Origin of the sequence: Pseudomonas pergaminensis, from assembly GCF_024112395.2 — a bacterium.
GTDB classification, from domain to species: Bacteria; Pseudomonadota; Gammaproteobacteria; order Pseudomonadales; family Pseudomonadaceae; genus Aquipseudomonas; species Aquipseudomonas pergaminensis.
Genome location: NZ_CP078013.2, coordinates 3364097 through 3384073 on the forward strand (window position 1 = coordinate 3364097; position 19977 = coordinate 3384073).

Annotated in this window: 17 protein-coding genes and 3 pseudogenes; 9 read left to right on the forward strand and 11 right to left on the reverse strand. The window is 57.7% G+C overall.

All coding sequences use genetic code 11. The features are described 5' to 3' along the window. Positions 1–512: 512 nt before the first annotated feature. Positions 513–1364 (reverse strand): NmrA family NAD(P)-binding protein, encoded by an 852-nt coding sequence (locus tag KUA23_RS15150; protein ID WP_252992311.1) that lies wholly within the window; start codon positions 1362–1364, stop codon positions 513–515. A gap of 96 nt (positions 1365–1460) precedes the next feature. Continuing rightward, positions 1461–1904 carry an Lrp/AsnC family transcriptional regulator gene (locus KUA23_RS15155; protein WP_078048456.1) on the reverse strand — a complete coding sequence of 148 codons (444 nt, stop codon included), beginning with the start codon at positions 1902–1904 and terminating at the stop codon, positions 1461–1463. Between the two features lie 109 nt (positions 1905–2013). Between KUA23_RS15155 and KUA23_RS15160 the strand changes: the two genes are divergently transcribed. After that, positions 2014–2916, forward strand: coding sequence for a DMT family transporter (locus tag KUA23_RS15160; protein ID WP_252992312.1), 903 nt, complete (start codon positions 2014–2016; stop codon positions 2914–2916). On the opposite strand, the gene KUA23_RS15165 is transcribed toward KUA23_RS15160, so the two are convergent. From KUA23_RS15165 to fabF, 3 genes are all read right to left on the reverse strand, one after another. Further along, complete coding sequence (locus KUA23_RS15165) at positions 2894–4873, reverse strand: peptidase U32 family protein (RefSeq protein ID WP_252992313.1); 1980 nt, start codon at positions 4871–4873, stop codon at positions 2894–2896. The genes KUA23_RS15160 and KUA23_RS15165 overlap by 23 nt on opposite strands. A gap of 70 nt (positions 4874–4943) precedes the next feature. After that, positions 4944–5324, reverse strand: coding sequence for a RidA family protein (locus KUA23_RS15170; protein ID WP_028616142.1), 381 nt, complete (start codon positions 5322–5324; stop codon positions 4944–4946). A 65-nt stretch (positions 5325–5389) separates the two neighbouring features. Continuing rightward, complete coding sequence (fabF, locus tag KUA23_RS15175) at positions 5390–6658, reverse strand: beta-ketoacyl-ACP synthase II (protein WP_078048460.1); 1269 nt, start codon at positions 6656–6658, stop codon at positions 5390–5392. Positions 6659–6765: 107 nt separating this feature from the next. On the opposite strand from fabF, the gene KUA23_RS15180 reads away from it, so the two are divergent. The 3 genes and pseudogenes from KUA23_RS15180 to KUA23_RS30365 all read left to right on the forward strand — a co-directional run. Further along, the gene (locus tag KUA23_RS15180) at positions 6766–7254 is read left to right on the forward strand and encodes a winged helix-turn-helix transcriptional regulator (protein ID WP_099492046.1); all 489 of its coding nucleotides are present in this window, start codon (positions 6766–6768) and stop codon (positions 7252–7254) included. 114 nt (positions 7255–7368) lie between these two features. Further along, positions 7369–8136: pseudogene (locus KUA23_RS30360) on the forward strand (PAS domain-containing protein); the annotation flags it as partial. 111 nt (positions 8137–8247) lie between these two features. After that, positions 8248–8724, forward strand: a pseudogene (locus KUA23_RS30365) (methyl-accepting chemotaxis protein); the annotation flags it as partial. 46 nt (positions 8725–8770) lie between these two features. On the opposite strand, the gene KUA23_RS15190 reads toward KUA23_RS30365, so the two are convergent. Then, on the reverse strand, positions 8771–10093 hold the full coding sequence (locus tag KUA23_RS15190; RefSeq protein ID WP_252992315.1) for an OprD family porin: 1323 nt from the start codon (positions 10091–10093) through the stop codon (positions 8771–8773). Between the two features lie 389 nt (positions 10094–10482). Between KUA23_RS15190 and KUA23_RS15195 the strand changes: the two genes are divergently transcribed. Beyond that, a complete protein-coding gene (locus KUA23_RS15195) occupies positions 10483–11397 on the forward strand; it encodes a LysR family transcriptional regulator (protein ID WP_214497021.1) in 915 nt (304 codons plus the stop codon). On the opposite strand, the gene KUA23_RS15200 is transcribed toward KUA23_RS15195, so the two are convergent. After that, positions 11382–12155, reverse strand: a complete 774-nt coding sequence (locus KUA23_RS15200; protein ID WP_252992316.1) for an SDR family NAD(P)-dependent oxidoreductase — start codon at positions 12153–12155, stop codon at positions 11382–11384. The genes KUA23_RS15195 and KUA23_RS15200 overlap by 16 nt on opposite strands. 140 nt (positions 12156–12295) lie before the next feature. On the opposite strand from KUA23_RS15200, the pseudogene KUA23_RS15205 reads away from it, so the two are divergent. Further along, positions 12296–12538, forward strand: a pseudogene (locus tag KUA23_RS15205) (hypothetical protein); the annotation flags it as partial. Here the strand turns inward: KUA23_RS15205 and KUA23_RS15210 are convergent. Next, positions 12528–13397, reverse strand: a complete 870-nt coding sequence (locus KUA23_RS15210; RefSeq protein ID WP_028616149.1) for an isocitrate lyase/PEP mutase family protein — start codon at positions 13395–13397, stop codon at positions 12528–12530. The pseudogene KUA23_RS15205 and the gene KUA23_RS15210 sit on opposite strands and share 11 nt — an antisense overlap. A gap of 202 nt (positions 13398–13599) precedes the next feature. Between KUA23_RS15210 and KUA23_RS15215 the strand changes: the two genes are divergently transcribed. Both KUA23_RS15215 and KUA23_RS15220 read left to right on the forward strand, forming a co-directional pair. Next, complete coding sequence (locus tag KUA23_RS15215) at positions 13600–15039, forward strand: ATPase domain-containing protein (protein ID WP_252992317.1); 1440 nt, start codon at positions 13600–13602, stop codon at positions 15037–15039. A gap of 23 nt (positions 15040–15062) precedes the next feature. Then, positions 15063–15425 carry a response regulator gene (locus KUA23_RS15220; protein ID WP_252992318.1) on the forward strand — a complete coding sequence of 121 codons (363 nt, stop codon included), beginning with the start codon at positions 15063–15065 and terminating at the stop codon, positions 15423–15425. 18 nt (positions 15426–15443) lie between these two features. On the opposite strand, the gene KUA23_RS15225 is transcribed toward KUA23_RS15220, so the two are convergent. Then, the gene (locus tag KUA23_RS15225; RefSeq protein WP_078048468.1) at positions 15444–15575 is read right to left on the reverse strand and encodes a DUF2256 domain-containing protein; all 132 of its coding nucleotides are present in this window, start codon (positions 15573–15575) and stop codon (positions 15444–15446) included. An 85-nt stretch (positions 15576–15660) separates the two neighbouring features. Between KUA23_RS15225 and KUA23_RS15230 the strand changes: the two genes are divergently transcribed. Beyond that, positions 15661–16272: a dTMP kinase gene (locus KUA23_RS15230; RefSeq protein WP_252992319.1), complete on the forward strand. Its 612-nt coding sequence runs from the start codon at positions 15661–15663 to the stop codon at positions 16270–16272. Between the two features lie 624 nt (positions 16273–16896). Here KUA23_RS15230 and KUA23_RS15235 read toward each other — a convergent pair. Continuing rightward, complete coding sequence (locus tag KUA23_RS15235; protein ID WP_214497019.1) at positions 16897–17277, reverse strand: DUF4354 family protein; 381 nt, start codon at positions 17275–17277, stop codon at positions 16897–16899. A gap of 521 nt (positions 17278–17798) precedes the next feature. Beyond that, entirely contained in the window at positions 17799–19505 is a 1707-nt protein-coding gene (locus KUA23_RS15240) for a thiamine pyrophosphate-binding protein (protein ID WP_252992320.1), read from the reverse strand. Positions 19506–19977 lie beyond the last annotated feature (472 nt).

The following is a 19977-nucleotide window of genomic DNA, read 5'->3' on the forward strand; positions in this document are numbered from 1 at the left end:
ATGGCGCGTGGCGGCGGCCCCCCAAATACCTGTCGGATTACGGGCACACCGAGCCTAGGCGAGGTGCCGAGTGTTGGGGCAAGAGCCTTTTGCTTACTTTTGGGCTTTTCAAAAGTGAGCCGCTGTAAGAGCGGAACCATAAGCAGCCGTTACCCAAATAACGGATATGTACACCGCACCACCGCCTTCGCAGGCAAGCCAGCTCCCACATTTTTGGATCGTGGGGGGTGACAGTTAGATTGTGGTGGCTGACAGGCCGCTTTCGCAGGCAAGCCAGCTCCCACATTTTGGATCGCGGGGGTGACAGTTAGATTGTGGTGGCTGACAGGCCGCTTTCGCAGGCAAGCCAGCTCCCACATTTTGGATTGCGGGGGTGACAGTTAGATTGTGGCGGCTGTCAGGCCGCTTTCGCAGGCAAGCCAGCTCCCACATTTTTGGATTGCGGGGGTGACAGTTAGATTGTGGCGGCTGTCAGGCCGCCAGCGGGCGTAATTCCAACACCCTACCCAGAACTATCCAGACACCAGTCCACCCAAGACAGTCAACAGCGTCGTATTGCCCTTGAGCACCTGGCCATGCTCAAAACAAATCCACCCCTCATTGAACCCATCCACCATGCGCATACGTGGCATCGGGTTCTGCGCACCTTGCGAACGCAGCAGGGTTTCCCAGCTATCACGCGCGACCACCTCGGCGCGAACGTCGCGGCCCAGCAATTGCGCCAGGGTAAACGCGATATCGTTCGGGCTCACCCATTGGCCCTCAAGCTCCACCACACGGTGACCGGCCCAATCCTGTTGCAATAACTGCGCAGCCACCGTGCCGATATCCGCCGTGGCGACCATGGGCACAGCCTTGTCCAGCGGTTGCAGGAAGCTGTGGATCACCCCGTTTTCACGGGCGGTTGTCACGTCGTACAGCGCGTTCTCCATGAACCAGGCCGGGCGCAGGAAGGTCACGGGGATGTCGAGGGCGCCCAGGGCGTGTTCCATCAAGGTCCGCTGGGTCAGCAGGTTGAGCGGCTCGGCCTGGGCACCGATGGTCGACAGGCACAGCACCTTCTGCGGCGCGGCGGCCTGCAGGGCCTGGGTGACCGCACTGATCACAGCGCGGGCTTCGGGAAAGCCGGGCTGCGGGTCGAAGCCGGGTGGCGGCAAGATGAATACCCCGGTCGCACCCTTGAACGCGGCGGTCAGCGCCTGGGCGTCTTCCATGTGGGCGAATACCACTTCGCAACCCTGGTCAGCCCAGTAGGCCGCCTTGCCCGCATCGCGCACCACGGCGCGAACGGGCTGGCCTGCCTTGATCAGATTGTGCGCCAGGGCGCCGCCGACTTTGCCTGTGATTCCGGTAATGACATACATGAGCTGCTCACCTGTTGGTCCAAAGAGTGGAGCCAGGATAAAGACCGCCCAGTGATGACAGAATACCTATTCAGGCATTGCGCTGATGACTCGAAATCACGAATCCCCCAGGGGCGGCAAACGCCGTTTCACCGGGGTTTTCTTGACGATGGCCGTGTTGGTTTCGGCATAGGCGTTCAGTTTATCGAGCAGGCTGTCCAGGTGATCCATGGTGCGCACATGCAGGCGCGCGATAAAGCAGTCGTCACCGGTGACCTTGTCGCACTCAGTGAATTCCGGGATCGCCTGGATCTGCCGCTCCACCTCATGCAATTTGCCGGGCAATGGGCGGATGCGCACAATGGCCTGGAGCAGATAGCCGAAATGCTTGGGGTCGATGTCGACGGTGTAATGGGTCAACACGCCGCGCTCTTCAAGGCGGCGCAGGCGTTCGCCGACACTGGGTGAGGACAGCCCGGTAATCCCGGCCAAGGCCTTCAGGGACAGGCGCGAGTCGTCCATCAAAGCCGCGATCAGTTGCTGGTCGATGGTGTCAATCATGGTGTTCACCTAATAAGTAAAGGCAACCCTGGCCTTTGGCCTTTTTTAGTCGCTGGAGCCGGTCCCAAGCAGATTGCCATAATTGAGCCTCACTTGAGGAGCCTCATACATGGACACATCCATCCGTCGCGGGTCGTGGGAAATGATCGCCGCTATGCTGATCTCAGGCACCATTGGCTGGTTTGTACTGGTGTCAGGCGTGTCGGTGATCGAAGTGGTGTTCTGGCGCTGCGTGATCGGCGGGCTGACGCTGTTGCTGGTCTGCGCGTTGCTCGGTTACCTGCGCCTGGACCTGCTCAGTTGGGTCAAGCTTGGCCTGGCGATGCTCAGTGGCGTGGCGATTGTCGGCAACTGGTTGCTGCTGTTCGAATCCTATTCGCGCGCATCTATTGCTATCAGCACGGCGGTGTACAACGTGCAGCCGTTCATGCTGGTGATGCTGGCGGCGGTGTTCCTGGGTGAAAAGATCACCGTGCAGAAACTGGCGTGGCTGAGCGTGGCGTTCCTGGGAATGTTGGCGATTGTGACTGCCCACGGCGATCAACAGACCGGCGACGATTACCTCACAGGCATCGCGTTGGCGTTGGGCGCAGCCTTCCTGTATGCGATTGCGGCGCTGATCATCAAGCGTCTGAAAGCAGTGCCGCCACATTTGATGGCGTTGATCCAGGTGACCACCGGCGCACTGTTACTGGCGCCGCTGGTGCCGTGGAATAGCCTGCCGGTCACGACCAATGCCTGGGCGGCACTGGTGACGCTCGGCGTGGTGCATACCGGCCTGATGTATGTCTTGCTGTACGGCGCGATCCAGAAGTTGCCGACAGCCCTGACCGGCGCGCTGTCGTTTATCTACCCGATTGCGGCGATCTTCGTCGATTGGATCGCCTTCGGGCATCGCCTGGGCTGGCTGCAATGGCTGGGGGTGGTGGCGATCCTGCTGGCGGCCGCCGGGTTGCAGCGGGGCTGGTGGTGGCCCCGCTCCCAGCGTGTCAGTGCGTACCCTGGAAAATGATGTTTTCCGGGTTGAAATGCTCCACCACGCTGCCCGGCTGCGGCAGGCCGAGGATATGCCCCTTGATTTTGCCCACCACGTGCATCTCGCAGGGTTTGCAGTCGAACTTCAGGGTCAGCACTTCATCGCCGTGGATCAACTGCATCGGCGCGACCTTGGTCTTCACGCCCGTGACCCCCTTGGCCTGTTTAGGGCACAGGTTGAACGAGAAGCGCAGGCAGTGCTTGGTGATCATCACCGGGACTTCGCCGGTTTCTTCGTGGGCTTCGAAGGCAGCGTCGATCAGCTTCACCCCGTGGCGATGGTAGAAGTCGCGGGCTTTCTGGTTGTAGACGTTGGCCAGGAACGACAGGTGCGCGTCCGGGTAGACCGGCGGCGGCGAGGTCTCGGCCTTGCGGCCACCGCGTGGGTGAGCGGCGACGCGGGCAGCGGTCAGCGCCTCGATCACTTCGCGGCGCAGGGCCTTGAGCTGTGAGTTGGGGATGAAGAACGCCTGTGGCGCATCCAGCTGGATATTGGTCGCGTGGTACTCGGTGGTGCCCAGTTGGCCGAGCAGGTCGCGCAGGGTGTCCAGCGCCTGTTCCGGCTTGTTGGCCACGCCGAACGGGCCGGGCAGGGTGATGCTGGCGCTGATGCCTTCTTCGCTGGTGGCGGTGACGTCCAACTGCGCTTCGCGCAGACGTGCTTTCCAGGTCAGGCCGATACGGCGCTCGGATGAGGTCTTGAGCAGCGCCTGTTGCCAGTTGTGGTCCAGGTTACGGTTCAGCGGGTGGTTCGGGCGCAGTTGATGCAAGCCCGCCGGCATTTCATTCGGCTCGACGCGGTAGCGGTAGCGCTTCTCGCCGTCTTCCTCGAACTCGCCTTTAGGCTCGGCGATATTGGCGCGGAAACCCACCACTTCACGCTTGACCAGCACGTTGAGGCCATCGCCGTTGGACAGCGGCTCATGGGTGACCACCTGCAGGTCGCGCTTGCCGGCTTTTTCCACCACACCCACCGGCAGGCCGGTGAAGGTCGGGGTGTCGAAGGCGCCGATGTCGACCTTGCGGTCAGTCACGAAATAATCGGTGCTGCCACGATGGAAGGTCTTTTCCGGGTCGGGCAGGAAGAAGTGCGCGGTGCGGCCGCTGGAAGCGCGGGCCAGGTCCGGGCGGTCTTCAAGGATCTCGTCGAGGCGCTGGCGGTAATAGGCGGTGATGTTCTTCACATAGCCCATGTCCTTGTAGCGGCCTTCGATCTTGAACGAACGCACCCCGGCTTCGACCAGCGCGCGAATGTTGGCGCTCTGGTTGTTGTCTTTCATCGACAGCAGGTGCTTCTCAAAGGCCACGACGCGACCTTGATCGTCTTTGAGCGTGTACGGCAGGCGGCAGGCCTGGGAGCAGTCGCCACGGTTGGCGCTGCGGCCGTTCTGCGCGTGGGAGATGTTGCACTGCCCCGAGAACGCCACGCACAGGGCGCCGTGGATGAAGAATTCGATGGCGGCATCGGTTTCGTCGGCGATGGCACGGATCTCTTGCAGGTTCAGCTCACGGGCCAATACCAACTGCGAGAAACCGGCCTGGTCGAGAAACTTGGCGCGGCCCAGGGTACGAATGTCGGTCTGGGTGCTGGCGTGCAGCTCGATGGGCGGGATATCCAGTTCCATCACGCCCAGGTCCTGCACGATCAACGCGTCGACGCCGGCATCGTAGAGCTGATGGATCAGCTTGCGCGCGGGTTCCAGTTCGTTGTCATGCAAGATGGTGTTGATCGTGGTGAACACGCGCGCGTGGTAACGGCGGGCGAATTCCACCAGTTGAGCGATGTCGCTCACATCGTTGCAGGCGTTATGGCGCGCGCCGAAGCTCGGGCCGCCGATGTACACGGCGTCGGCGCCATGCAGGATAGCCTCGCGCGCGATGGCGACATCGCGGGCAGGGCTGAGCAATTCCAGGTGATGCTTGGGCAAGGACATAGTTTTTTTAGTCAGGCTTGTCACGGTTGAGGCGCGCATTGTAGCTGTGAAATGCCTGACCGGCACCCACTCAGGCCTGAGCGGCCATCGCGGTGACTTCCACGCGCATGCCATCGACCGCCAACGCCGCCACGCCAACTGCCGCGCGCACGGGCCAGGGCTTGGCGAAGAAGCGTTTGTAGACCTCGTTAAAGGCAGCGCGGTCGGCCATGTCGGTCAGATAAATGGTCAGGTGCATCACCCGGTCCATGGAGCTGCCGGCCTTTTCCAGGGCGACTTTCAGGGCTTGCAGGGTGCATTCGCTTTGCAGGGTGATGTCGCCCAGTTCCAGGCTGCCATCGGCGCGGGTCGGAATCTGGGTGGACACCAGGATGCCGTTGAAGCCGATCACGTCCGAAGAGATCGAGTCGGCATCGGGGTCCGGGGTGTAGTGCAGGTCGTGGTTTGCCATGGGCGCCTCTCGTTGGCAGGTTCACAAAGGCGCCCATGGTCCCCGAAAAATACCGCAGGGGCAAACTACGCCCAGCGGCGGAACAGCACGCTGGCATTCACGCCGCCAAAGCCGAAGCCGTTGGACAGCGCGTATTCAATCGGCATCGGCCGGGCTGCACCGCGCAGCAGGTCCAGGCCATCCGCAAGCGCGTCGGGGACTTCCAGGTTGAGGGTGACCGGGGCGACCTGATCGCGCAGGGCGAGTACGGTGAAGATGGCTTCGATACCGCCCGCAGCGCCCAACAGGTGACCGGTGGCGGATTTGGTCGAGCTGATCGCCGGGCTGCCGTTAGCGCCAAATACCGTCCTGATCGCCGCCAGTTCGCCTTTATCGCCCACTGGTGTGGAAGTAGCGTGAGCGTTCAAGTACTGCACCTGGGCCGCCTCGATTCCTGCCTGGCGCAAGGCTTGCTGCATGGCACGTCGTGCGCCGTCGCCGTCTTCCGGGCCGGCGGTCATGTGATAGGCGTCGGCGCTGGTGCCGTAACCCACCAATTCGGCAATCGGCTGTGCGCCGCGCGCCAGGGCGTGCTCCAGGTCTTCGATCACCAGGATGCCGGCGCCTTCGCCCATGACAAACCCGTCACGTGCCTGGTCGAATGGCCGCGAAGCTTGCGCCGGGCGGTCATTGAAGTCACTGGACAACGCCCGCGCCGCCGCAAACCCGGCCAGGCTGACGCGATGGATCGCCGCTTCGGCGCCCCCACACACCGCCACATCGACTTCACCTGCCCGAATCATCCGTGCCGCGTCACCAATCGCCTGCACGCCTGCCGCACACGCGGTCACCGGCGCGCCCAGCGGCCCCTTCAAACCGTAGTTGATCGACACATGCCCGGCGGCCATGTTGCTCAGGAAGGAGGGGATGGTGAACGGTGACAACCGCCGCGGGCCCTTGCTGTCGGTGGTGCGCACCGCATCGGCAATTGCCGGGAAGCCGCCGACGCCCGAGGCGATGATGGTTGCGGTGCGTTCCTGCGCTTCGGCGGTAACGGGTGCCCAGCCGGCCTGTTTCAAGGCTTCATCTGCCGCCGCCAGGGCGAACAGGATGAAGCGGTCCATCTTGCGCTGCTCCTTGGCCGCCAACAGCCGGTCGGGATCGAACCCGGCTTGCGGATCCTGCTGCACGCTTTGCACCTGGCCGCCGATGCTCACGGCCAGGTCTCCGATCAGTTCTTCCGGCAGGCGACGAATGCCCGACTGCCCGGCCAGCAGGCGTTGCCAGGTTGACTCCACGTCAGCGCCGAGCGGCGTCAGCGCGCCCATGCCTGTCACAACGATGCGTTTACTCATGATCAATCGACTCCGGTTGCGTTGAGGGAACAGACCCTATGGACGTCACTATCATCATGAAAGTAACATGGCATCACGTAAATAGGCACCGGCCCAAGGAAACGCCCATGCAACGCAAGTCCCTCACCCGCGACGAATGCCCCATCGCCCGCAGCCTCGACCGGGTAGGGGAGTGGTGGAGCATCCTGATCATGCGCGACGCGCTGCAGGGCCTGCGCCGCTTCGATGAGTTTTCCCGCAGCCTGGGCATCGCGCCCAATATGCTCACACGCCGCCTGAACGCGTTGGTGGAGGCCGGCATGCTGGAGCGCCAGGCCTACAGTGAGCGGCCACCGCGCTATGAATATGTGCCGACGGCAAAGGGCGAGGATTTCCGCATGGTGCTGATGTCGCTGGTGGCCTGGGGCAACCGGCATTACGCCGAGGAGGGCACCAGTGTGGAGTTGGTAGAGCGTGCGACAGGCACGCCCGTGCAGCCGATGTTGGCGCGTGCCGACGGCCAGCAAGTACCGCTTGATCAGTGCGTGTTGCAGGCCGGCCCGGCGGCGAGTGCCGGCATGCGCGAACGCCTGGCGTTGCTTGATGCAAAGCGCTGATCACGCAAGTATTTGACGCCAGAAAATAATCCTGAGGCGGCGCGTAAAGTCGCGTATTTCCCAGCCGATAGCGAGGTGAGACACAGGGTTCTCCGCACGGCTGAGGGTACGTCCATGTTCAACACAGCACTCAAGACAGCACTGTCGGCCAGGACGGCCGAAGTCACCGAGTACAAAGGACTGATCGCCGCACTCGAACGCTCCATGGCCGTGGTCGAATTCGACCTGAACGGCAAGGTATTGCGGGCCAACGACAACTTCCTCAAGACCCTGGGTTACAACGCCAGTCAATTGGCCGGTAAATCCCACCGCGATTTTTGCCCGTCGGCGCTGACCGGCAGCCCGGCCTACAGCCAGTTCTGGAGTGATTTGAAGGCCGGCAAGTTTGTGTCCGGCACCTTCAAGCGCGTAGACAGCAACGGCAATACGATCTGGCTGGAGGCCAGTTATAACCCGGTGCTGGATGAGCGCGGCCAGGTATTGAAGGTGGTCAAATACGCGCTGGACGTGACCAGCAAGGTCGAGCAGGAGGCCGCCACCCGCAGCAAACTCACGGCCGTGGACCGGGCGATGGCGGTGATTGAGTTCGATTTGAGCGGCCAGGTACTCGACGCCAACGCGAACTTCCTCAACGTGATGGGCTACAGCCTGGCGGAAATCAAAGGCAAACAGCACCGCCTGTTTTGCGAGCCGGCGCTGATCAACAGCCATGAATACGCCGACTTCTGGCGGCGTTTGAACAACGGCGAATTCTTCACGGGCCAATTCAAGCGCCTGGGCAAGCATGGGCATGTGGTGTGGCTGGAGGCGAGCTACAACCCGGTGTATGACGGCGAAGGCAAGCTGGTCAAGATCGTCAAATTCGCCAGCGACATCACCGAGCGCGTGGAAAAGTTCGAAGAGGATTCCCGTGGTGCGTCGCGGGCCTACCATATCTCCTCTGAAACCGAGCGTTTTGCCGAACATGGCACCCAGGTGATCCAGGAAACTGCCAGCGAAATGCGCCGCATCGCCGACAACATCGGCGCTTCTGCACGGCTGGTGGGGCAACTGGGCGATCGTTCCGAGCAGATCACCGCCATCGTCAACACCATTCGCGGGATCGCCGACCAGACCAACCTGTTGGCGCTCAATGCGGCGATCGAGGCAGCGCGCGCGGGGGATCAAGGGCGGGGCTTTGCGGTGGTGGCCGATGAGGTCCGGCAACTGGCCGGGCGCACCAGCCGCTCGACGGCGGAAATTGCCGAGATGATCGGCATGATCCTCTCGGAAACCCGTGACGCGGTGACCAGCATGAACGCCACCCAGGAAGGCGCGCAACGCGGCGTCAGCCTGGCTGATCAGGCCGGTTCGGTGATCCTGCAGATTCGCACCAGCACCAGTGACGCGGTGGAGGCAGTGAGCATGTTTGCGTCGAAGCTGGATGAGTCGGAAGTCATTCCCAAGACCGCAGTGGGTTGGGTGGGCTGATGTAGCCCAGTGGTGAGGGAGCTTGCCCCCTCACCACAAAGGCCACTTACAGCAGGGTAAACGGATAGTCGACGATCAACCGCAGCTCATTGAGATCACCATCGCGCTGGTCGGCGTTTGAGGCCACGATCGCATCACGCAGGCGCAACGACAGGTTTTTCGCCGGACCGCTCTGGATCACGTACTTGGCTTCCACATCCGTCTCGTGGTGGGCGCCATCGGCACCGTAGTCGCCTACGTAGGCGCTGTGGCTCGGGGTGTGGGTGCCATTGATGTCCGAACCGTTGATGTAGCGCGCCATGAAACTCAGCCCCGGCACGCCATAACTGGCCACGTTGAGGTCATAACGGATACCCCACGACTGCTCGCCCGGGCCGTTGAAGTCGCCCCATTGCACCGAGTTGGCCAGGTACACCGAATCACCGCCTTCGCCCGCACCGTTGTTGCCAGTGCCGATGTAGTCGAACGGCGTGTCGCCATGCACTTTCTGGAACGACAGCGTCAGCGTGTGCGCTTGCAGGAACGAGTAGGCTGCCGCCACCGAGTAGGTGGTGTTATTGATCGCCCCGGCCTTGGCGCTGCCCGTGTCGAGGGTACGGTACAGGTTGCCGTCCAGCGCCAGGGACTGGTCATGCGCCAGCGCAATCACGTAGTTGAGGTTGGTGTAGTACTGGCGCCAGATGTCTTCCAGCTCGCCGGCATACAGCGTGGCGCTCAGGGACGGGGTAAAGGTGTATTTGCCGCCGACAAAGCTTGCGCTGTTGGCGGCGATGTTGGCGTAGGTCGCATAGATATCGTGGTCATGGTTGCTGGTCATGCCGCTGTTGGTGCTGGTGAAGTGCCCGGCTTCCAGGTCCAGGCCGGCGATTTCGCTGCTGGTCAGGTCGAAACCGGTGGCGGTCTGCGGCAACAGGCGCGTGCCACCGGTGGCGAAGACGGGCGCGGTGGGCTGCATGTCACCGAATTTGAGTTGGGTCTTGGACACTTTGATTTTCACGGCGGCGCCGACCGAGCCGTAGGCGTCTTCGGGATCGCCGTGCCGGTCGGTCGGCAGGTTGCCGGTGCCCGCGTATTCATGGGTGGCATCCAGTTTCAGCCCGCCGTAGGCATAGGCATCCACCCCGAAACCAATGGTGCCTTGGGTAAAGCCCGAGGCGTAGTTGAGCATTGCGCCTTGGGTCCAGTCGCGGTTGTCAGCCCGACCGCCTTCACGGTTGCGGTTCATGTAGTAGTTGCGCAGCAGCCCGGTGATGCTGCTGCCCTCGATAAACCCCTTGGCATCTGCCTGGTCGCTGACGGACTCTGCAAAGGCCATTTGGCTGATACCGGCACACACCGCCAGTGCTAACAGGCTCGACTGTTTAATCATGTTGTGACTTCCCCGGAATAATGAACGCGCGCACAGAAACACCGCACTTATTGGATGGTGCATAACGTGGTATGGGCAGATGTTTGCAGGTGAGCTGTTACGGTTTTTTATTGTGTTCGGCATGGTTGCCGAGGTTGATTCTAAGCCCAGTCTGCGCGGCCTGTAGCGGTGTTCCGGATGAAACTCGATTAATTAAACTTCACGGTATTTAACCTGCCGCGGGTGTAGCGTTGGGCCTGTCTTAGCCGCTCTGCTTCGACAAAATCCTTTGGTTGCCGCCGCAGACTCTGCGGCGGATTTTTTTTGCGTGGGCAGTATTTTCAGTGGGCGTCTTAGTTGAACTCACTTATGCTGCGCAACACTGTTGGCTTAACCCGTCGAGACGCCGCATGAGCCTGAAATCCACCCACTTGCCGGCGCTGATCGCGTTCGAATGTGTGGCCCGTCATCTGAATTTCGCGCGGGCGGCAGCCGAGATGGAGGTCACGCCGACGGCCATGTCCAAGACCATCAAGCAGCTTGAAGCGCAATTGGGTGTGCGCCTGTTCAACCGCACCACCCGCAGCGTGGCGCTGACCGAGTCCGGCAGCCAGCTGCTCGACACCCTGGCACCGGCACTGGAGCAGATTCGCTTCTCGGTGCAGCAAGTGCACGACACCGCCAGCCGCCCTTACGGCGCGTTGAAGATCAACAGTTCCTACGTGGCCTATGCCTCGCTGATCGAGCCGCACGTGGCGGCATTCCTCACGCAGTACCCGGATATCACCTTGGATATCGCCCTCGATAATGGCTTGAGCGACATCATTGGCGAAGGTTTCGATGCCGGCATTCGCCTGGGCCAGGCCTTGCAGCGCGACATGATCGCCGTGCCGCTGGGCACGTCGCAGCCGATGGTGGCCGTGGCGGCGCCCGCGTACCTGGCGTGCTCGGCACCGCTGGACACACCCGAAGACCTGCTGGCCCACGACTGCATCCACCAGCGCCTGAGCAGCCGCGGGCCGTACATGGATTGGACGTTTCGCATCGGCAAGGCCACTGTCGCGATCGAGGTGAAGGGGCGCCTGGTGCTGGATGAAATGCGCACCACCTTGTCGGCTGCGCGCCTGGGTTGCGGCGTGGCCCTGGTGTTCCGCCCGTTTGCCCAGGCGGATATCGCCAGCGGTGCACTGGTGGCGTTGCTGGAACATTACGCGGCGCCCGCCGAGACCTTCCACCTGTATTACGCCAACCGTGCGCAAATGCCCGGAAAGCTCCGGGCATTTATCGACTTCTTCCAGACCCGTAACCGTCAGGCCACCGAGTAGCCGCCATCTGCCAGCAAGGCATGGCCGGACACGTAGCTGGCATCTTCCGACCCTAGGAACGCCACCACCGTCGCCATCTCTTCGGCCGTGCCAAACCGGCTGGCCGGTGTGCTGGCGGCGAAAGCGTGCTGGGCATCCACCGACGGCCAGATCCCGCGATGGTGGAACGGCGTCTCGATCAGGCCCGGGCACAGCGCGTTGACCCGCACGCCCCGCTTGAACCATTCGATGGACGCGGTCTTGGTCATACCGACAATGGCGTGCTTGGTGCCGATATACAGCGCGGCATTCTCGAAACCGATCACGCCACCCATGGACGCGTTATTGATGATGCTGCCAAAACCCTGTTCGAGCATGACCTTGGCTTGGTACTTCATGCAGTTGAAAACCCCGCGCACATTCGGCTCGAACACCAGGTCGAAGCGTGCATTGTCCTGTTCGACCAGCGGCGCGAACACGCCTTCGGTGCCGGCATTGTTGAAGGCGATGTCCAGCTTGCCATAGGTGTCCACGGCAAATGTGACCATGGCGATGATGTCGGCTTCGCGGGTCACGTCGACGACGATGGAGGACGCGGTGCCGCCATTGGCAGTGATCTCGGCAACCACGTCGTCCAGCTCGCTCTGCCGGCGGGCAGCAGCCACGATCTTCGCGCCGCGCTGGGCCAGGACGACAGCGGCCGCGCGACCAATGCCGGAACTGGCGCCGGTGATCAGCGCGACTTTGCCTTCGAGTTGACGGGAGTTGGAAAGGGTCATGGGAAGCTCCGTTTGTGTGCTGCGCAAGGCGGTGTGCTTGCGCTTTGGAGCACAGGTTACATCGCGTGATTACCCCTGATAATCCACGCAAATACACACGAGTTATGTGCTATGGGTTCACAGTGCTCAACGACACATAATGGCTGGAGGAGGAGGGCAGTGATAGTTTCAACGTGATGTTCCCGTGGCTGCCGGGAGGCTTGAATGACGTTGTCGACAAGGTGGTTCCAGCGCTGCAGGCACGCGGGATTTTCCGTCGCAAGTATGAGGGTACGACCTTGCGCGAGAACCTGGGGTTGGCTCGGCCGGTGAATCGGTTTTTTACCGGAGCGGGAAAGGAGGGGTGTTGCACCCCTCGTCCCGGCTTGCGTATTACTCTTTGACGTCCATGAACTCTTCAGCCCAGGCCACGTAGTTTTCAGGCAAGGTATAGGTGTGCGTCAACTCGGTAGCACTGAGGTTATCGGTGCTGTGGGTCAACTGGCGCTGGGCACGCAGGCTGTCGTAGGTCGCCTTGATCGCGGCAAAGTAGGCACCATGGCCGGCAACCACCACACGCACACCGAGGCTGGCCAGACGCTTGGCGTCATTGAGCTTGGGATTGCCATACGTCACCAGCATCAGCGGCACGGTCAGGTTCTCGGCGATCTTCTCCAGATGCTCGAAATCCGCCACACCCACCATGCAAATCCCATCGGCACCGGCTTTCTGATACGCCAGGGTGCGCTCGATCACAGCCTCGGTCGGCAACACACCAGCGTTGGTGCGGGCAATGATCGACAACTCTGGATCAACACGGGCTTCCAGCGCCGCGCGGACCTTGCCGATGCCTTCTTCAATGGAAATCAGGTCGGTGGACTTGCGCCCGAATTGCGCCGGCAGCAACGTGTCTTCAATGGTCAACGCGGCCACACCGGCACGCTCAAGCTCTTCGACAGTGCGCATCACGTTCAGCGCGTTACCGTAGCCATGGTCGGCATCGGCGATGAACGGCAACTGGGCAACACGGCCAATACGGGTGGCTTGCTCAACGAACTCACTCAGGGTGATCAACGCGAAATCGGGCGCGGCCAGTACCTGCAACGAAGCAACGGAGCCACCGAGGATGCCGACTTCGAAACCCAGGTCAGCGGCAATACGCGCGGACATCGGGTCAAAGACGGACGCGGTTTCAACGCAGGTTGGGGTAGCAAGCAATTCACGGAATTTGCGGCGCAGGGCTGAGTGAGAAATCTTTGGCATGGGCTTTCCTGATTCTGGTCATCGTCTTGTGACGATCAATGTCTATTCGTGGTGGGGCGAGATTAACATGCAGAAGAGCGGGGGATGATGACGTTTCAGCATTAGGGTTATGGAGAGGCGGGAATGGCTCCAGAGCAAAAATGGGGTTAGCATTCCGCCTCACTCGGCTTAAACAGCCTGTTTTTCAGATCAGGGTCGTATCGTGGAAAAGCTAAAACGCCTTCAAAGTGGAATCGAAGGGCTAGACGCTCTGCTCAAGGGTGGGCTGGTAGCAGGCGCTTCATACATCATCCAAGGGCGCCCAGGGTCTGGAAAAACGATCCTTGCCAACCAGCTTGGGTTCCATCATGCGAACAATGGAGGAAGGGTTCTGGTCGCCACGCTGCTGGCCGAATCACACGACCGACTCTTTCAATTCCTTTCGACTCTGAGCTTCTTCGACGCTTCCAAGGTTGGCGCCGAAATCCAATTTGTCAGTGCGTTTGACACGTTGGAAAACGACGGACTGGACGAGGTGGTGAAACTGCTGCGGCGCGAGATAAGCCGTCAAAAAGCCACAGTGATGGTAGTAGACGGCTTGCTCAATGCGCGCTCCAAAGCAGATTCGCACATCGATACCAAGAAATTCATTTCCGAGTTGCAAGGGCACGCCGCTTTCGCAGGCTGCACAGTGCTGTTTCTCACCAGTTCCCGTCTGGACGACGGCAGCCCTGAGCACACCATGGTTGATGGGGTGATTGAGATGGGCGAGGAGCTGTTCGGCACTCGGTCAGTGCGTCGAATTCAGCTTCGTAAAACTCGCGGCAGCTCAGCAATGACCGGTCTTCACGAGTGTGAAATTACCGAAAATGGCTTGGTGGTTTACCCGCGACTCGAAAGTCTCTACAGCCACCCGTCGTCTCCCGACAGCGCCGACATGACCCGTATCGCCAGTGGGATTGAATCACTGGACGACATCCTGGGCGGGGGTCTGCACAGTTCCAGCGTGACTCTGGTAATCGGCCCCTCCGGTATTGGTAAAACCACCCTTGGCCTCAAATTTCTGGCTGAGTCGACCGTGGAAGCGCCTGGCCTGCATTTTGGCTTCTACGAAAGCCCGGAACGGTTGCGACTCAAAGGCCAATCACTCGGTATCGATATAAAGGGCATGGAAGGCAGCGGCGCCTTGAGCATTGCCTGGCAGCCTACTACTGAGGGGTTGCTGGATGGGTTGGGCACACGACTACTGAGTCTCGTAGAAGAGAAGGGCATCAAGCGCGTGTTTCTCGATAGCCTTAGCGGTATGACGCGAGTCTCGACGAATCCCGCACGGATTACTGACTTCTTCAGTGCACTGATGAACGAGCTGCGATCCAGGGGCGTTACGGTATTTGCCTCCTGGGAAATGCGCGATCTATTTGGTTCCGAGGTCAGCGCACCAAACTCTGACCTGTCTAGCATCGTCGACAACCTGATGCTGATGCGGTTTTCTGAGAATCACTCTGAACTAAGCCGGACGCTATCCATTCTTAAGGTAAGAGACAGCTCTTACGATCCCTCACGATTTGAGGTCATCATCCGTGATCATGATGTTTTCCTGAAAAAGGCTTCAAGACATGAACCATCGGTCCCCGCTGAGTCATCGCCCGGTTCAATTTCTTAAGCTTTTGTGTGGGTTGAATTAACATGACCACCATCCTGGTCGTCGACGACGAGTATTTGATCGCTGACATCCTTAGCTTCGCGCTGGAGGATGAGGGGTACATGGTCGTAACGGCGAGCAATGGTCGAAAAGGACTCGAGGTTCTCGAGAGAGAACGGCCTGCTTTGATCATTACCGACTATATGATGCCGGTCATGAGCGGCGAGGAATTCGCCACCGCCATTCGAGCGCTGCCTTCGGCAAATAAATTGCCGATCATCTTGATAAGCGGTGCTCAGGCGCATATCGGAATAGAGAGATCGGATCTTTTTGATGCTGTATTGGCCAAACCCTTCAACATCGACTTGATCATCGCCGAAGTCAAAAAGCTCTTGGCAGATGATTAGTCAGCTGCTGGAGCAGGGTCAGCTTTTGCTGCGCCGGCAACGCTCCGAGCAGTAGCGCACTTCATCCCAGCAGCGTGCCCATTTCTTCCTCCACGTGAAGGGAAGTCCACAGGTCACGCAGGTTTTTACTGGAAGCTCACTCTTTTTCACAGATATAACTACCGGCTGGGTCGATCACTCAATCACGTCGACAAGAAGAGGCGTGGTTATCATTATCCTGATCACTGTGTGACAAATGAATATTCCGTTTTTTGTTTCCCTGGATGGGCCCAAAGGCACCGGCAAAACTACGCTGTTGGAGGCTGTAACGGCAACGCTGAGGGCGCACAACAAGAAAGTCATCCGACTTTGCGAGAGAAAAAGCGATCCCTACAGAAGGGAAACCATGGCCCTGGTTAACGAACTTGCCAGAAATCCCTCGCGGGATCTGGAATGGGCTGTGTGCGAGCGTTTTGCCGAGAGTCGCAGCTGGATATCCCGGAACGTACTGACTCAGCAGCCGTTGGACAGCGTTATCCTGATTGATCGCTGGTATCCGTCCGATGCTGCGTTTCGACACACCATCTCGTTTGCAGAGATTCTCCAGTTGAACCGGGAGCGGGACGTGCGAGTGCCGGATGTGCATGTCGGCGTTGTCACCGCGCCGGATATTTCGTGGGCAAGGGCAGTTGCACGGTCGCGAGGATTGGGCGGTACGGTAATCCAGAAGTATGCAGAGCATGTTGCATGCACAGAGATGTTCGAGCAGGCCGTTGCGGAGCATGGCTGGGTGATGTGCCGGAATGAAGGTGCGATCGAAGACGCAGTGAAGCAGGTGGTTGCTGAGATCTACAAAGTCGCTGGGTGACACGTATAGCGTAATACATCATTGAACAAGTGGGCGATGTCAGATGTTCATAAGCGGCTCATGAGCCTGAAATTACTGGCTAACCGCTCTAGAAATTAACGCGCCTGTTCATCGATCGCTGTTCATAACGGCTCAAGCGATTCGCGAGCTAGGCCAAGGATGTGGGAGATAAATCGAGCTCTGAAGTAAGTAGAGTGAGGAATGAAGGACAAAGTACACGTTGCGCAGACCTCCATAGTAGGCTGATGAGCTTTCCTAAAAATCGAGCGATTCGGCCGTGCATCTGCGCGGCAGCGCCCAGGTCTTATACATAGAACGTTGCAATCAGACGTCATCTATTGGCTCGATGTAGTTCTGATACAGCTTGAGCAGCAGATGAATGAAGAGAGCTCCGAAAACGACATACTCGAAAATATCAGATCGAATCAGGTAGCAAATAACATCGCTGCACATCGTAAATCCCCTTACGTCTAACGTACAATCAATAAATTTGATTGCGCATACTTATCGCATCATTAGGATAAGCGAGATACTTTCTCTAGTAGATGCAGCTTAAAAAATTATCAATATTTACTTTTGAGAACTTATCAATGTGAAGTGGCAGTTTTTTAGCCGAGTGCTTTATTAGTTGCAATTTTGTGACTCTTTAACCAAAGTTGCACTGAACACCTTTTCATTTTGCGAGGCAAATGCGGCAACTCCTTTTATTATTGCTTTGGATTCCAAGCGGCCTGTGATCAGTTCCTTATCAATTGTGTCTAGATCAAATTTATCGCCATCTGGAGCGTAAGCGAGTAAACATAATGTTGACAAGTCAATATCTTTACCAGATAGATTGGCAATGGTAACTAAAAAGATTTTGGTATATGCCGACTCACTCCCTATTGATATGGACCCTCTGGATTGCTCCGTCGCATATATAACGACTTCATTAAGGTTGGCTCCAATCGAACCAAGGCAAATATTCGATATACCCATAAATGCTATTGGGATTATTTTTTTCATAAGCACACCATTTTGAATGAATGATTAGTATCCAGGCTTTGATCCTGGGTTAGAGCTATCCGTTGCATTCGGTTTTGCAAATTCTGTAGTTTGGGTTGTTTTTATCATAATGGCTGCCCAATTGTTAATTCATTAGATTTTGCTGTTGGTGAGACAGAACTGAATCTGTGCGCTGTCAATTTTTAGGTTGATCTTTTACTTAATTTTTTTTGCGCTTCAGATGTGCGGATTATTTGCATTTTTCAAAAATTTATACCTCTATAAGTTCTCGCATAAAATTAATGCTTTAGTTTTTTGCTTGTTTTTCGATGTCAATTATTCTTATCGCCGTCAACCTCTGGACTGTGAGCTGTTTACTAGCTGTCAAACGTCTATGAGGAGTGTATTTTAAGGCTGTAAACACATTTGTTGTATTGTAGATCTTTGTGATATCTCGCAGCATTGATCTAATGCATCCATGTTCAACTCCTTACGCACATGACCAAATACTTTTCCATGCTGTCATAAAATTATAAATTTGGTCAGCCGGTTAGAGGTCTATTAGAAATCACTATTTCGACGAGGTTTGGCATTGCGGATCTTATGCCTTTTTCGACTGCTGTCATGATATCCTGAGCCTCTGTTACTCGCTGCGCAGGTAAACCGTAACAAGCGGCCAATGCCATGAAATCAATAGTGGGATCAGTTATGTCCATGCCAATGAAACGGTTTGTTCTGGCGCTGCGGAAGTGAGCTTGCGCACGAGTATAGTTTTTTAATATGTTGTATTCGCAATTGTTCATCACCACAAATGTTACTGGCAAACGTTTATGAACGGCAGTCCACAAGGCTTGCGGGGAATACATTGCTGAGCCGTCGCCTACTAGGCACACTACGGGAGTTCCTCTTAGCCCTAGGGAGGTACCAACTGCCGCGGGCATACCCCAGCCTAGAATCGCACTGCGTGTAAAAAGATATTGGCAAGTAGATGGTGAGTCCAAGCATGCCCTCACATGCGCAATGGTAGCTGGTGCCTCGTCAATAATTGGGATGGACGGCCCAATTGCCCGCAGCGTCTCTCTTGCAGCGACGAAAGGTGTTGTCACAAGTGCATCTATTTCCTTGTTCGCACGAGTATTGATTTCTACACGACGTGCTTCGCGCGCTTCTATCGCCTGGGTGTATAAAGTGGCTATCTTATTTTTATGACGCAGGTATTTGAGCCGAACTAATGGTAGCAGAGCTTGAAGTGACTGCCGCAGCTCTCCTACTACGCCAAGGGCAACTTCATGAACCCGGCCAAGTTGATTTCCGTCAAGGGTCAATTGATAAAGCTTGCACTGACGTGGGATAGCTGGCCCCTCGGAATAAGGATAACTGATCAACGAATGGCCGCCCAACACAAACACTGCGTCAAATGGTGCAAGCGTCCTATGGATATCAGAAGCCCTCGGCGGCAAGGTGCCTTGCCAGTAAGGATGTGAGGTCGGAAATGGAATGTGTCCTGGCCAAGAAGAACCAAATACAGGCGTGCCGAGCACTTCCGCAAGCGCAACAACATCTAGGCCAGCACCTGCGGTAAATACTTCGTCACCCACCACCAGCGCTAGACGGCCGGGTATAACGTCAGCCAATGCCTCGGCTAAGTCATCTAGCCTGGCGATGTAACCTCGCTCAATACGAGACGGCTGGCCTGCTTCCATCATGGTGTAGCGTTCCATTACATCGATGGGTAATGAAAGAAAAACAGGACCTGCCGGAGCTGTACGACAGTCTTGGAACGCACGGCGCAGCAACATAGGGATATGTTCAGGATGTAGGATTTCCTCCGCCCATTTGACATTTGGCCGAGCAATACTCACCAGGTCGCCATGTAACAACGGGTCGGTGACGCCATGGCGGGTATCTTGCTGGCCAGCGGTGATCACCATGGGGGTGTTTGCCATTTTGGCGTTGAGAATTGCACCCATGGCATTACCTAGGCCGCCGGCGGTATGCAAATTAACGAAGCCAGGGCGACCGCACGCTTGAGCATAGCCGTCGGCCATGGCGACTACGCTAGCTTCTTGCAAGCAAAGTATGTAATCAATTGTCGCGCAGTCGGAAAGCGCATCAAGCAGCGGCAACTCGGTGGTTCCGGGATTTCCAAATATATGACGGACGCCTTCACTTTCTAGTACCTCCACGAACAAGTCTGCGCCACGCTTTTGGCCTGAGCGCAAGGCGGGGATGTCGAAGGTCGTTTGCATAAATTAAGTCCTCCTACTTTCCAGGTATAGGTTGTGTGTCGGACCGCATCCACTCATTGGGCGTTGCAATCCCACTAATGCAACATCAACTAATACCAATATTTACGGCCAAGATGAAGTTCAATGTTTGAGTCGCTTAATTCGATAGCCGCAGTTTTGTTCTGGCGCTGCAGCACGACAACCGGCTTGAAAATCTGCAATCGGCTAAGGCGGTTAGCCTTTCGCCGTCGCCGCGACTGCAGGGAGAGCGACGTCGCGAGGAGGAAGCCATGTATACTGCGAGTCCCACACGCTGCCTAGCTTTCGCATCTAGAAATTTTAAAAAACATAAAACCTAATGATTTAGGCTCAACCGTGTATATCGGAATGACGCATTCAAACCAAACTTATGGCTGCCGCAGAAAACTTGTCGAGATATGTTGCGTATAAATATTGTATGCCGAACTCCATCATTAGCACCCTTCGAACCTCG